Source organism: Nocardia sp. NPDC051787, assembly GCF_040681325.1.
In the GTDB taxonomy this organism is placed as follows: Bacteria; Actinomycetota; Actinomycetes; order Mycobacteriales; family Mycobacteriaceae; genus Nocardia.
Map to the genome: position 1 here is coordinate 117,425 of NZ_JBFAYO010000015.1, position 13,592 is coordinate 131,016.

Sequence of the window (13,592 nt, forward strand, 5' to 3'; positions counted from 1 at the left end):
CGTCTTGACAGCGCCGAAACGAAAGTTTCGGGCAGTCGCCCGATGTGGCGGCGGGGCCGGCGACAGCATTCGCTCTCAGTTTGCCGAACCATCATGTCGGCAGCGAAATATCCTGCTGCTCAATCGGTTCCACATTGTGGACAATGTCACAAGGTTTGCGTTGACGATCGTGTAGTCGCTACCAATAGTGCGTTCGGTTCACACGATACGACGTTCGAATCGTCCACGTCGGGGGTGATCGGGGGTCGGGAGGGAGAATGAATTCAATGTTCTATCGCGCTGCAATGCGTATTGGTCGTAAGGCGCTCATCGGTGCGCTGCCGCTGGCCGTGGCGACTACGTTCGCCGGTGCCGGAGCCGCATCGGCCACCAACTACGCCGATCAGCAGGCGAAGTTGGCCCAGGCGATCTCGACGTCAGGCACGTCCGCGGACATCGGCTACCACACCACGGTCGCGCCGGACCTGCGCAGCGTGTCCGCCACGCTGGATGCAGGCACGTTCCAGCTCGGCGAGGCCTCGATCAAGGTCGTGGACAAGGTCGGCGCGGCGGTCACCGAGCTTCCGCGCACGCTGGCCACGCCGTCCGGTACCACCATCGCCCTGGATGCCAAGGTGTCCGACGACGGCCGCACGCTGTCGGTGACGACACCTGAGGTCTCGGCCGCGACGGGCGCGGAGCTGAAGGACATCGCGACCAATCCGGGGGCGCAGTACCCGGATCCGGTCATGAACGGTGCGGCCGCGGGCGCGGGCGTCGGCGCGATCGCCGCCCTCATCACCTGCATTCCGACCGTGGCCGCCTTCGTCGTCGGTTACGTGCTGTGCGCCGCGGTCGGCGTGGTGACCACCGCCATCCTGGGTGCCGTGGTCGGCGCGGTCGTGGGTACGGTCGCGCCCGATGTCATTCCGCAGGTGCTGCCCTGACGATCAGCGATTGACCTGCTGAGCTGAAGTCGCGAAAGGCGCTGCGGCGGAAACCATCCGCCGCAGCGCCCTTCTTCGCTCGACTGCGATTCGCTACTTGGCGCAGGCTCGGTGGTCACACCGTCGCCGCGCGGGCTCTGTCGCGTCCGCAATTGCCGGTGGCTTCAGGAAGCTGGCGGCCCAGGAATCCCTCGCGCTGGTGCTGGTGGCCAGATCGGCCCAGTGATCGACATCGGTCGAGGAGGTCGCCAGATTCCTCTTCCGGCAACCTGTCGGTGCGACAGCGCCCGGCGTGCCATACGCCAGCTGCGGAATCAACGGGAAGATCACATCGGGTACACCGGGTGCTTGCGCGGGTTGAACTCCGGCTTGACCGGCGGCTTGTCCCGCAACAGGCGCAGCGCGTTCCGGATCTCCAGCCGGGTGCGCGCCGGTTCGATGACCGCGTCGATGTAGCCGCGTTCGGCGGCGATCCACGGGGTGGCGATCGTCTCGTTGTACTGGTTGATCATGAACTCGCGCGCCGCTGCCCGATGCTCCTCCGGCACCGCCGCCAATTGCCGCTTGCCGATGAGGTCGACCGCGCTGTCGGCGCCGATCACAGCGATCCGGGCTGTCGGCCAGGCGAAGCTGATATCGGCACCCACCTGTCGGGCCGCCATCATGCCGTAGGCGCCACCGTAAGACTTGCGCACGACCAGGTTGATGATCGGGACCGTCGCCTCGATGATCGCACGCGGGACCCGCCCGCCGCGGATGATCACACCGTTGGCTTCCTGCTCGAGGCCGGGCAGCACGCCCGGGGTGTCCGCGACGAATACCAGCGGGATATTGAACGCGTCGCAGAGCCGGATGAAGTAGGTCGACTTGTCCGAGCAGGCGGCGTCGATGGAACCACCCAGCACCAACGGCTGGTTGGCGATCACACCGACCGGATAGCCGTCGACCCTGGCGAACCCGGTGATCAGATTCGGGGCGAACGCGGCGCGGATTTCGTGAAATTCACCGTCGTCGAAGATCCGCAGCAGGATCTCATGCATGTCGTAACCGGCGCGATCGGAATCCGGGATGATCGTGTCGAGCTCTCGATCGGTAGCAGTGATCTCCGGCTCGAGGCCGGGGTTCACAATCGGCGGCTGCTCGAGACAGCTCGTCGGCATGTAGCTCAGGTAGTTGCGCGCCCACTCGTAGGCTTCCTGCTCGGTGTCGGCCACGTAATGCAGGGTGCCGCGTTCGGCCTGTACCTCGGCGCCACCGAGCTCCTCGGCGGTGACGTCCTCACCGTTGACGGCTTTGATCACCTCCGGCCCGGTGACGAACATGTAGGAATCCCTGGTACCGATGAGCACGTCGGTGTTGATCGGTCCGTACACCGAACCCGCCGCGCACTTGCCGAGAATGATCGACACCTGTGGCACATACCCGGACAGTTTCTCCAACACCCGGGAAATATCACCGAACGAAGCGATCGAACCCACCGCGTCCTGGATACGCGCACCGCCGGAATCATTGATCGTCACCACCGGGCATGCGTTGTCGAACGCGAGTTGCAGCGCCCGCATGAACTTGCGGGCCGATGTGATACCGACCGACCCGCCGTACACGGTCTGATCGTGGGCGATCACCACCACCGGACGGCCCCCGATCAGACCGCGACCGGTGACCAGCCCGTCACCGTAGAGAGCATCCGGTTGCCCGGGCTGACGAGCCAACGCACCGGTCTCGATGAACGTCCCGCGGTCGAGCAGCATGTCCACACGCTGGCGAACGCTCGGAACGCCCTTCTTCTCCCGCTTGGCGGCACCGGCCTCACCCGCCGGTTCCGCAGCGATCGTCAGAATCTTGACCAGTTCATCAAGCTTCGCCTCGGTACCTGTCACGCTCGCCGCCACCTTCCGAACCAACTGTTGTGCCCCCGCGACGTTAAGCGGTATCGACACAGAAAGTGTCATCGAACCGGATATCCGGGACAAATCACAGCCGAGGCCGGTCGCACATCACATCCCCAAGAGTGCGAACACAGTCAGCGGAAGGACTGGCAAGACGCCGTTCCAGTGCCGGAAGCGAGTCAGACCGTCGATGTAGCCTGTCGCTCCATGTGGCGCGGATCGGGGACACGGGCGCGCCGCCGCGTTCAGCTACACCGCGGCGGCGCAGTACCAGATGGATCAACGCTCGACCGGCTGGAGTCCGCCGGTCAAGCCGGTGACCCGAGCCAGCGGCTAGCGAACCAAGTCGGCGAAGCTGATATCGCCGAGCACCACAGGCTCTAAGCGAAGGAATCCGTCGCGGTGCAGCCGATGCAGGCGATATTCGGCGGCGTGGGCGTCGAGCCGGAATTCCCGCACCTCCTCGATATCGAACTTCGTGTCGAGGACGACAACCAGGTAGAGCGGAATACCTGCTCGAGCGTACTGAACCTTTTTGTCCAGCAAGTCTTCGGCGGCAGTGGACGGCGAAGACACCTCCACGACGATCAGCGCGTCGCCGGCCTCCGGCTTCGCTCCACGTTCGGGCAGGCAGCGATACACCGTCACATCCGGTCTCCGAAAGGTGAACTTCGGTATCCGCCAAAGGACCACATCTATATCGGTCTCGACTCGAATGCACGGCTCGGTGCTCGGCAAGTCCTCCATGGAGCCGGCCAAGCGGCGTGCCACGCGATTGTGCTCGGGCACCGGCGATTCACAGACGATCACATGCCCGTGCACAACCTCGATCTCGCGCGCGACACCCTCGGGCAGCTGCCGGTACTGCTCCTCGGTCATCTCGTGCGGCAAGTGGGCCGATGCCTGGATCGTCATGACCGAAGCCTACCTAGACCGCCGTTGCGAGCAGTCATCGTGAATGCGAACGAGGGCACGGACTCGACAGGAGTCCGTGCCCTCGTTCAGGTGTTCAGTTGGGGACGCTCAGAAGAGCGTCCGGCTCACCAGGAGCTCTTGTGCACGCCCGGCAGCTCGCCCCGGTGCGCCATTTCGCGCAGGCACACGCGGCAGAGGCCGAACTTGCGGTAGACCGCGTGGGGGCGGCCGCACCGCTGGCAGCGGGTGTAGGCGCGGACCGCGAACTTCGGCTTGGCGTTGGCTTTGTTGACCAGTGCTTTCTTTGCCATGTGCTCAGTTCTCCTTGAACGGGAAGCCGAGGTGCTTGAGCAGGGCACGGCCTTCTTCGTTGTTGGTCGCGGTGGTCACCACGGTGATGTCCATGCCGCGCGGGCGGTCGATCTTGTCCACGTCGATCTCGTGGAACATCGACTGCTCGCTCAGGCCGAACGTGTAGTTGCCGTTGCCGTCGAACTGCTTCGGCGACAGGCCGCGGAAGTCGCGGATACGCGGCAGCGCGATGGACACCAGGCGGTCGAGGAACTCCCACATCCGGTCGCCACGCAGGGTGACCTTGGCGCCGATCGGCATGCCCTCGCGCAGCTTGAACTGGGCGATCGACTTGGTCGCCTTGCGGATCTCCGGCTTCTGGCCGGTGATCAGCGCCAGGTCGTTGACCGCGCCGTTGATCAGCTTCGCGTCGCGGGCGGCGTCGCCGACACCCATGTTGACGACGACCTTCACCACTCCCGGGATCTGCATCACGTTGGCGTAGTTGAACTCGTTGTTCAGCGCGTCCTTGATCTCCTCGCGGTAGCGCTGCTTCAGCCGGGGCTGCACTTTTTCGGTCGTGGTCATGTCAGATGTCCTTCCCGTTCTTCCGGGAGATCCGGACCCGCTTGCCGCTCTCCTCGTCGGTCCGGTAGCCGACCCGGGTCGGCTTGCCGTCGGAGTCGACGACCATCACGTTGGACACGTGGATCGGAGCTTCCTGGGTCACGATGCCGCCCGAGGAGGCGCCGCGCTGGGTGGCGGAGTTCGCGACGTGCTTCTTGATCCGGTTCACGCCCTCGACGAGAACCCGGTTCTCCTTCGGGTAGGCCTGGATGACCTTGCCCTTGGCACCCTTGTCCTTGCCTGAGATGACGAGCACGGTGTCGCCCTTGTGCACCTTCATGTCAGAGCACCTCCGGGGCCAGCGAGACGATCTTCATGAACTTCTTGTCGCGCAGCTCGCGGCCGACCGGGCCGAAGATGCGAGTGCCGCGCGGGTCGTTGTCCGCCTTGATGAGCACGGCCGCGTTCTCGTCGAAACGGATGTAGGAACCGTCCGGACGGCGGCGCTCCTTGGTGGTGCGCACGACGACGGCCTTCACGACATCACCCCGCTTGACGTTGCCGCCGGGGATGGCGTCCTTCACGGTAGCGACGATGACATCGCCGATACCGGCATAGCGACGCGACGAACCACCGAGAACGCGGATGCAGAGGATCTCCTTCGCACCCGTGTTGTCGGCGACGCGCAGTCGCGACTCCTGCTGAATCACTTCAGCGTCCTCCTTGACCTGGACGTTTAGCACGCCGGATTGCCGACCCGACGGGCATGGTCGGTTGCCCTCCGGACGCGCGCCTGCCAGCGGTTTTCCTCGATCTGAGCGATAACGCGGAACCAACCACTGGGGGTTCACTGCCGGATTGCGGGCATAGCTCCCGCAGGCAACCGGTCTAGTGTATGGGAATCCGCAGGTCGTTCCCAAATCGGGCGGTCGCCGCGGCGCGGGCGGCCCCCCCGGGCCACGTTTCCGGGCTGGACCGGCGCCGCGCCGGTAGCCTCGGTGTCCTGCAAGGCTGCCTTTACGTACATCTGCGGCAACGCCGCGTCGGGGAGAGGACTCTCGTGACATCAACCGGTCGTCCAGGCAAGCTGGACCGTCGTGCGTTTCTGATCGCGCTCGGGGCGGTCCCGGCCGCCGCCGCGCTGGTCGCCTGCTCGAACGACACCGAACCGGCGAGCCAGACGCGCACCGGGGTGGACATGAGCGGAGCGGACGAGACGATCCGGCCGCAGGACGACCTGTACCGGCACGTCAACGGGAAGTGGCTGCGGGAGTACCAGCTGCCGCCGGACAAAGTCGCCTTCGGCTCGACCAGCGAGGCCGCCGAGCGCACCCAGCAGCAGTTGCGGGAGATCATCGAGGGCATCCAGGACCCGAAGCCCGGCTCGGAAGCCCAGCAGATCAAGGACCTGTACGACGCGCGCCTGGACTGGGACGAAATCGAACGGCTCGGCATGACCCCGCTGGCGGGGCTGTTCGCCGAGATCGATGGCGCCGCGACCAAGCCGGACCTGGCGAAGGTGATGGCCGAGCTGCCGATCGGCGGGCTGATCGGACTCGGCATCGGCGTCGACCGGAAGAACTCCGACGCCTACATCCCTTCGGTCGGCCAGTCCGGCCTCGGACTCGGTGAGCAGTACTACCGGAAGCCCGAGTACGCCGAGGTGCTCGGGCAGTATCGAATCTTCCTCGAGCGCATCGCGGCGGGCGCCGGGTTCGCCGATCCGGCCGGTATCGCTCAGCGCGTGTTCGATCTGGAGAAGCGCATCGCTCCCGCGCACTGGGACAACGTGCGCAACCGCGACACCGACGCGACGTACAACTTGTACAGCTGGGCCGATATGACCGCACTCGCGCCGGGATTCGACTGGGACCCGTGGCTGGCGGGGAACACCGACCGCCCGCGCGAGCTGTTCGCGTCGATCGTGGTCAACCAGCCGTCCTACCTCACGGCGGCGGGTCAGCTGTGGACCGAAGTCGACATCGCCACGTGGCGGGATTATCTCAAGCTGTACGTGCTGCGGGAATTCGCGCCTTACCTACCCAAAGCCATCAACGACGCGAATTTCGATTTCAGGGGCAAGGTGCTCAACGGTCAGGACGAGCGGCCGGAACGCTGGAAGTACGGGGTCGGCATCGTCGACGAACGGCTCGGCGAACAGCTCGGGAAACTGTATGTGGACAAGCATTTTCCGCCGGAGGCCAAAGAGCGTGCCAAGGAAATGCTCGGCGACGTCATCGCGGCCTACCGGGAGAACTTCACCAACTCCACCTGGATGTCGCCCGCGACCAGGGCGGCGTCGCTGGCGAAACTGGACAAGATCGATCCCAAGATCGGCTATCCGGACAAGTGGATCGACTACTCCAAGCTGAAGATCACCAAGGGCAAGCTGATCGAATCTTTGCTCGCCGCCAATGATTTCGAGGTCAAGCGTGCCTTCGCGCGCCTGGGCACCCCGGTCGACAAGACCGAATGGGGTATGTCGCCGCAGACGGTGAACGCCTACTATTCGGCGACCTCCAACCAGATCGTCTTCCCGGCCGCATACCTCCAGCCGCCGTTCTTCGACAAAGACGCGCTGCCCGCGGTCAACTTCGGAGCGGTCGGGTCGACCATCGGCCACGAAATCGGCCACGGCTTCGACGACCAAGGCTCCAAATACGACGGCGACGGCAACCGCCGCGACTGGTGGACCCCCGAGGACCGAACCGCGTTCGACGCCAAGGCGAAGCAACTGGTCGAGCAGTACAACGTGCTGGTCCCCGAAGGCCTCGAGCCGAACCAGCACGTCAACGGCGAACTCACCGTCGGCGAGAACCTCGCCGACCTGCGCGGCCTGCAGATCACCCTGGCCGCCTTCCGCATCGCCGAAAAACGCCGCGGGATCGACAACCCCGACTACCGCACCATGTTCCTGTCCTGGGCTCGCAGCTGGCGGGAAAAGCAGACGAAGGAACTCACCGTCCGCTACCTCGCCGCCGACACCCACTCCCCCGCCGAATTCCGCTGCAACCAGGTCGTGCGCAACCTGGAGGAGTTCTACAAGACCTTCGAGGTGAAGGAAGGCGACAAGCTCTTCCTGCCCGCCGACCAGCGCGTCACCTTCTGAGTCCGGCTGGGCGCAGTTCGAGCCTGCTCATGGCGGCAGGCTCGAACGCGACCCTGGTCACGAGAGCAGGCCCGTGATCAGGGCGCGCAGACCGAGTTCGTAGGTGCTCTGGGCGGCGAGGGTGAGATAGCCGGGGCCCAGGGTCGCCAGGCGGGGGTAGGTTTCGGCGTCCAGGTCGGCGAAGACCTGCGCGCGGAAGGTGGGGCGGTTCTCGGCGGCGCGGCGCGTGGATCTCGCGCGCACGATGAGGTCGCCCGCCGTGTAGTGCCAGATGTGCAGACGATCATCTTCGCCAATGGCCGAATCGCCGAGGTGTACCCCTTCTACTGGGACACCGCGGCAATCGCGGCAGCATGTGGAGTGCTGGACTCGTAGCCGAGGGCCGCGACCGCTTTCGGCCATTCGTGAGCGAGTTCGAGCAGATACCGCAACTCCGCCGCACGATCGCGGGGCTCGTGCACCGTGCCCCCGAGCGGGGAAAGTAGTTGCTGGTGCGTTGCCTGCACGCTTCGCCCGCACGGCTTGTGCCAATTGGCGTGTGTAGCCGCGCACGTCGGTCTCGATCGCGACGGGCGAAGGGGATAACGCCGATAACGCTGCGTAAGTGAGTCTTTCGCGTGTCGACTCCCGTCACGAAAGCAGACCGGCGATGAGGGCGCGCAGACCCAGTTCGTAGGTGTTCTCGGCGGCGAGGGTGAGGTAGTCGGGGTACCCGCCAAGAACCCGTCAGCGCGGGCTGACCAGCCGACCCTGTTTCCCGCACTCGCTTTTGCGTACGCGAAATAGGGCAGTATGGCCTCCAGCGACTTTCGGCCATTCACGGGCGAGTGCCAGCAGGTACCGTAGCTCCGTCGCTCTATCACGCGGCCCCGCCTGCGCAGTGCTCCAAGTGGGAGAGGCAGGGGCAGGCGCGTGGCCGTCGAGCTTCGCTCGCATGGCCCGCGCCAGCTGGAGTGCGTCGTCCCGCACGTCGTTGTCCATCTCGGCGGCGCCCGGCTCTGGCGATTCCGGCAGGTACGGCTTCAGGTGCAGCAGTGCGTCCCAGATCTCCACGGTCATTCGGTACAGCCGGGCGGATGATTCCGGTGGAGCTGAATGATCATGGAGCAGAACGACTTCCGGCACCGCCGCGGTCAGGTCTTGCCACAGCGGTCGCAGTCGACGGCAGGCGCGACCCGTCCGATCCCATCCCGTCCGCGCGAGCAGCACCACGATCAGCGGGATCGCAGTGAACAGGGTCACCGCCAAAAGCATGAGGAAGGCCAGGACAGCCCACACCTTTCCGGGCTCGCTCGGCCGCGTACCGGCGATCGAACGGACGATCACGATCACCGACGCGATCGCCCAGTAGACCGCGAACGCCAGTAACACCGCATAGGCGAGCCGTTCCCTGGTCGAAGAGCCCGCGACGCGCAGCTCGCGAGCACTCGCCCGGCCGAAGAGAAGACCGCCATAGATGGCCGGCAGCATCGACAGCGTCCAGATGAATTCGGCATAGTCGAACCGAAACGCGCCCTGGATAACCGGTGTGCCCAGCACCACGGAAACGCCTACGGCAGCGAATGCCGAATCGTATCCGCGCTGACGCCGGTAGGCGGTCTCCGCATCCGCATCGGCATCGGCATCGCCGACGAGCCGGGCCAGCCCATAGAAACTGGCGGTGCCCATCAGACCGACACCGAGAAACAAGCGCCGCGCGAGATCGGGATGATCCAACACGGCCGCGGCTTCGTACAGCAGGAGCGCGACCAAGGTCCAGCTCCACGTTCGGTTGATCAGTCGGTCGGCAACCGTCTCGTTGACGAAAAGCCACCGGCCGACCGTCATCAAGGCGAGGCAGACGGCAGCCGCCACTACTACCGAAGTCGGAACAGTGCTCATCGCGGTCGACAGTAGGTCGTCGAGCGGGACAGGCCAACTCCCCGCTTCGGCCGATCCGTTCATCGCCGATCAGAAGACCTACGACGAGCTCTCCAAGGTCGCTCCGACCCGGCCCGGTCCGTCCGCGGGGTCGGTCGCGCCGTAGCAGGAACAGGTCACCACCCTGGGCAGGGTGCTGCACGAGCAGGACGCGGCGACCGAGGTCATCGCGGATGTGGCCGGCAAAGATCGGTGCGATCGAGCGCTGGCTGGCGAGGTTGCGCCGATGTATCCGATCGGCCCGGTCCGGCGGCTCGACCGGGCCGGGTCAAGCGGTCGCGTCGACCAGCCAGCCGTCGGTCGTCCAGCGGGCCGACTCGCCGGTGCGGAGCAGCCGCACGCCCGGGAGGAACGGCACGGTGACGAAACGTTGTGCGGTCTCGGCGGGTTCGGCGTATCCGTGGGCGAGCGAGACGCCACCGAGATAGATCTCACCCACCATCCCGGGTGGCACGGGGTGACCCGCGTGATTCAGCACCAGCAGCCGGGCACCGGGGATGGGTCGCATCCGGCCGGTTCCGTCGAGCGGGCCGCGGGCGGCGGGACCGGCGTATTCGGGCAGTCGATACGCCGCGCGGGCGGTCGACCGCGGCGACAATGCGGTCAGCAGCCGGGAAAGCGAAGCGGGACATGCGGTTCCGGCGACATCCCAGCGCCGGACCGTCGGTAGCGTGGTGACGCCGATGTCGTCGAATGCGGCCAGCATGCCCAGGTCGGCGACCACGTGGGTCACCGAGTGTTCGGCGATCAGTTCGGCCAGGGCGGCCGGATCGGCGTGCTCGTCGTCGGTGGCGACGACAAGGGTCGCACCGTCCGCGATCGCCGCGAGCAGTTCGATCAGCAGGTCGTGACCGGCCCGGGGCGCGGCGAGCAGCCGGATGTGCGCCGAACCGGTTGCGCGGTCGGTGTTCTCCCAGCATTCCGCGGCGACGGACCGCCGGTCGGCGGCGGCAGCGGCCAGGGCGCCGGCGCCGACGAGCACGGTTCGGCCGTGCGGTGTCGGCACAGGCAGGGGTGCACCGGCTCGCACTGCCGCGGTTGCGGCGGCCACGCGCGGCCAGATCCCTGCGCGCTCGCTGCAACCGGCCACGGCGGTGCGTCGGTCCAGCGACTCGAACAGCTCTCCGTAGCTGACCGTCGTCCCACCGCAGCGCAGCGCGGTCCGGTGTGCCGGGACGAAGCGGCCGCGCTCCAGCACCTCGGCGATGCCCGCGACCTCTGTTGGTTCGACACCGGTCGACCATTCAGCGACCAGCCGGGCCAGCTCCGCCTGCGGTATCGACTGCTTCCTCTCGTGCCGGGCGCGGACAGCGGCCGTCGGCCGGTGGACCGGACCGTGGACTGCGCCTGCGCCCAGGAGTCCAGCGCTCACGTCGCGCTTCAGCACCTCATTCCTCCGTTCCGACACACCCGCTCTCGCGCCTTTGGCAATGCTAACCTAAGCGTTCAAATATTTAGGGTAGCCTCACCTACCGTACTTGGGGTGCCTCCACGAAAGAGAGTTCAACGATGAAGTCGGTTCGAATGTCCCGTAACTGGCGGCGGGTGACGGCCGCGGCACTGGCCTGCGTCGCCACCGTCGGCCTGGCCGCGTGCGGATCATCCGCCGACGAGCCGAGCTCGAGCGGTGCGGCCACCACGATCACCCACGCACTCGGCGAGACGACGATCCCCGATGTTCCGCAACGGGTCGTCGCCCTGGGCAACCAGTGGCTGGACGCGGCCCAGGCGCTCGGCGTCACCCCGGTCGGCTACCTGGACAACATCGCGGCGCTCACCAAGAGCCGGCCCGCCTGGGAGCCCGCGTCGCTGGCCGAGTCCAAGGAGCTGACCAGCGAAGGGCTGATCGAACAGGTTGCCGCGCTGGAGCCCGATCTGATCCTGGCCGACGGCTTCGTCTACCTCAGCGATCGCAAGATCTACGACAACCTGTCCCAGCTCGCCCCCACGCTGCCCGCGCTCGGCAAGGAAGTGGTCACGCCGTGGCGGGACCAGGTGACCGCGCTCGGTAAGGTGCTGCACAAGCAGGACAAGGCCACTGAGATCATCGCCGGCGTGGACAACCGGATCCAGGCGCTCGCCCAGCAGTACCCCGGACTGAAGGGTAAGACGTTCGCCAGCACGTGGCTCTACAGCGCCGCCCAACTGATGGTGCTCAACGACCCGAAAGACGGTTCCGCCGAGATCTTCACGCAGCTGGGTATGAGCATCCCGCAGAACCTCGTCAGCCTCCCCAACACCGGCGGCCGCGTTGCCCTGTCTCCGGAGCGCACCACCGAACTCCAGGCTGATTTGCTGCTGGCGGCGGCCTCCCCCGGCTTGGACCAGATGTATCGCGAACTGCCCGGCTACCGCGAGCTTCCCGCGGTGCGGAAGGAGTCGGTGGTGTCGATGTCCACCCAGGACATCAGCGCCGTGAATCAGCCGAGCGCGTTGAACGTTCCCTACATCCTGGACAAGATTCAGCCCGCACTGGCCAACGCCGCGAAGTAGCCGTCCGTCATCGAGATCGGAAAGCGAAGGTCCCCGGTTTGCGCACCGCAACCTATCCCGACCAGACCCGATACGCCTGGCGTGCGGGCGCAACCTGCCTCACGGTTCCCCGCGGTGCCGTGCTGCTCAACCCGCCGCACAGCGAGAAGTTGACCGGACTGGGCGCGGCACAGCTCCAGATATTGCGGACGCTGAACCGGGGGCCTTCGACTTTTCCGGAACTGTCCTCGGCGCCCTCCGACGAGGTCGCCCCACTCCTCGACCGGCTGGCCGCCGGTGGCTGGCTGACGATCACCGTCCGCCACGACAACCGCGACCTCTACACCATCCAGCCGTTCGGCATCCCGGCCACCCAGCCGGGAATCGCCGCGGCGACACCGCCGAAACTGTCGAAATTCTCGGTGCTGCATCGCGATTCGGCAGACTTCGTGCTCGAAAACCCGATGTCCTGGTGTGACCTGCGCATTTCCGACCCGCGGATCGTCGCTTTCCTCGGCGGTCTCGACGCCGCCGCATCCGGTCTGCCGGACGACATCGCGGCCCGCATCGCCACGGATCTGGTGTGGTGCGGCTTCGCACCGGCCGCGCCGGCCGATGAGGAACAGCGGTTCGCCACGCGGAGCTGGAGCGCGCCCGACCTGTGGTTTCATCGTCGCAGCACACTCGGCCAACGAACGGTGACCTGGGATCATTTCGGTCCCACGAAATGGGCGAAGGGCAGCTACCCGCAACCGCCCGCCCGCAAGGCGGTCTACCCGGGTGCCGCGATCGAACTGGCGGTTCCGGACCTGACGGCACTACGCGCCACGGATCCGACCCTCGCCGCGGTGCTGGAGGACCGGCGCTCCTGCCGGGCCTTCGACGACGCCGCGCCCATCACCGGAGACCAGCTCGCCGAGCTGCTCTACCGCACCGCCCGCACCCGAGAGGTGCGGCCCGCCGGCGAGGGCGAGGAACTGGTGTCCCGTCCGTATCCGTCGGGCGGCAGCGTCTACGAACTCGAGTTCTATCCGGTGGTGCGGCACGTCGACGGTGTGCCGCAGGGCATGTACCACTACGACTCGTTCGACCACGTGCTGCGCCCGGTCGCCGCCGCGGATTCGCCCGAGGTTCAGCGACTGTTGCGCGCCACCTCCGCCACCCTTGCCGAGGGCGCCGAACCGCAGCTGCTGATTGTGCTCGCGGCTCGCGCGGGACGGATGATGTGGACCTATGAGCAGATCGCTTATGCGACGATCCTCAAACACGTGGGTGTCGTCATGCAGACGGTGTATCTGGCCGCGACCGCGATGGGACTCGGCGTGTGCGCACAGGGCTTCGGCGACACGGCGGCCTTCGCGCAGGCGGCGGGCGTCGACGAGCTCGAGGAATGCAGCGTCGGCAGTCTCATCGTCGGTTCACCCGCACCGCACTGACCGGCAGAGCCGGAACAGACCGAAACAGCGCGGGCCGGAGGCGATCCCTCCGGCCCGCGCTTTTCCT

The 13,592-nt window shown here is 66.4% G+C and carries 14 protein-coding genes; 4 read left to right on the forward strand and 10 right to left on the reverse strand.

Features of this window, described 5'->3' with window-relative positions:
- The first annotated feature begins 284 nt into the window (after window positions 1-284).
- Entirely contained in the window at window positions 285-926 is a 642-nt protein-coding gene (locus AB0M45_RS17935; protein ID WP_364329773.1) for a hypothetical protein, read from the forward strand.
- A gap of 326 nt (window positions 927-1,252) precedes the next feature.
- On the opposite strand, the gene AB0M45_RS17940 is transcribed toward AB0M45_RS17935, so the two are convergent.
- The 6 genes from AB0M45_RS17940 to rplN all read right to left on the reverse strand — a co-directional run bounded on the left by AB0M45_RS17940 (window position 1,253) and on the right by rplN (window position 5,298).
- Window positions 1,253-2,806 (reverse strand): acyl-CoA carboxylase subunit beta, encoded by a 1,554-nt coding sequence (locus tag AB0M45_RS17940; RefSeq protein WP_364329776.1) that lies wholly within the window; start codon window positions 2,804-2,806, stop codon window positions 1,253-1,255.
- 342 nt (window positions 2,807-3,148) lie between these two features.
- Window positions 3,149-3,730 carry a Uma2 family endonuclease gene (locus AB0M45_RS17945; protein WP_364329779.1) on the reverse strand — a complete coding sequence of 194 codons (582 nt, stop codon included), beginning with the start codon at window positions 3,728-3,730 and terminating at the stop codon, window positions 3,149-3,151.
- 125 nt (window positions 3,731-3,855) lie between these two features.
- Entirely contained in the window at window positions 3,856-4,041 is a 186-nt protein-coding gene (locus tag AB0M45_RS17950) for a type Z 30S ribosomal protein S14 (protein ID WP_014981705.1), read from the reverse strand.
- A gap of 4 nt (window positions 4,042-4,045) precedes the next feature.
- Window positions 4,046-4,609: a 50S ribosomal protein L5 gene (gene rplE / locus AB0M45_RS17955; protein ID WP_364329783.1), complete on the reverse strand. Its 564-nt coding sequence runs from the start codon at window positions 4,607-4,609 to the stop codon at window positions 4,046-4,048.
- A 1-nt stretch (window position 4,610) separates the two neighbouring features.
- A complete protein-coding gene (rplX, locus tag AB0M45_RS17960) occupies window positions 4,611-4,928 on the reverse strand; it encodes a 50S ribosomal protein L24 (protein WP_040774295.1) in 318 nt (105 codons plus the stop codon).
- A gap of 1 nt (window position 4,929) precedes the next feature.
- Complete coding sequence (rplN, locus tag AB0M45_RS17965) at window positions 4,930-5,298, reverse strand: 50S ribosomal protein L14 (RefSeq protein WP_014349098.1); 369 nt, start codon at window positions 5,296-5,298, stop codon at window positions 4,930-4,932.
- A 350-nt stretch (window positions 5,299-5,648) separates the two neighbouring features.
- Here rplN and AB0M45_RS17970 point away from each other — a divergent pair, with 350 nt between their 5' ends.
- Window positions 5,649-7,697, forward strand: a complete 2,049-nt coding sequence (locus AB0M45_RS17970; RefSeq protein WP_364329787.1) for a M13 family metallopeptidase — start codon at window positions 5,649-5,651, stop codon at window positions 7,695-7,697.
- Between the two features lie 57 nt (window positions 7,698-7,754).
- Here the strand turns inward: AB0M45_RS17970 and AB0M45_RS17975 are convergent, their stop codons facing one another.
- The 4 genes from AB0M45_RS17975 to AB0M45_RS17990 form a co-directional block, all read right to left on the reverse strand.
- Complete coding sequence (locus AB0M45_RS17975; RefSeq protein ID WP_364329790.1) at window positions 7,755-7,940, reverse strand: hypothetical protein; 186 nt, start codon at window positions 7,938-7,940, stop codon at window positions 7,755-7,757.
- Between the two features lie 80 nt (window positions 7,941-8,020).
- Window positions 8,021-8,203, reverse strand: coding sequence for a hypothetical protein (locus tag AB0M45_RS17980; RefSeq protein ID WP_364329793.1), 183 nt, complete (start codon window positions 8,201-8,203; stop codon window positions 8,021-8,023).
- A gap of 220 nt (window positions 8,204-8,423) precedes the next feature.
- Entirely contained in the window at window positions 8,424-9,578 is a 1,155-nt protein-coding gene (locus AB0M45_RS17985; RefSeq protein WP_364329796.1) for an MAB_1171c family putative transporter, read from the reverse strand.
- Window positions 9,579-9,885: 307 nt separating this feature from the next.
- Window positions 9,886-10,989, reverse strand: coding sequence for an AMP-binding protein (locus AB0M45_RS17990; RefSeq protein ID WP_364329799.1), 1,104 nt, complete (start codon window positions 10,987-10,989; stop codon window positions 9,886-9,888).
- A gap of 137 nt (window positions 10,990-11,126) precedes the next feature.
- Here AB0M45_RS17990 and AB0M45_RS17995 point away from each other — a divergent pair, with 137 nt between their 5' ends.
- Together AB0M45_RS17995 and AB0M45_RS18000 are read left to right on the forward strand one after the other, a co-directional pair.
- Entirely contained in the window at window positions 11,127-12,110 is a 984-nt protein-coding gene (locus tag AB0M45_RS17995; RefSeq protein ID WP_364329802.1) for an ABC transporter substrate-binding protein, read from the forward strand.
- Window positions 12,111-12,148: 38 nt separating this feature from the next.
- Window positions 12,149-13,525: a SagB family peptide dehydrogenase gene (locus AB0M45_RS18000; protein ID WP_364329805.1), complete on the forward strand. Its 1,377-nt coding sequence runs from the start codon at window positions 12,149-12,151 to the stop codon at window positions 13,523-13,525.
- Window positions 13,526-13,592: the final 67 nt, after the last annotated feature.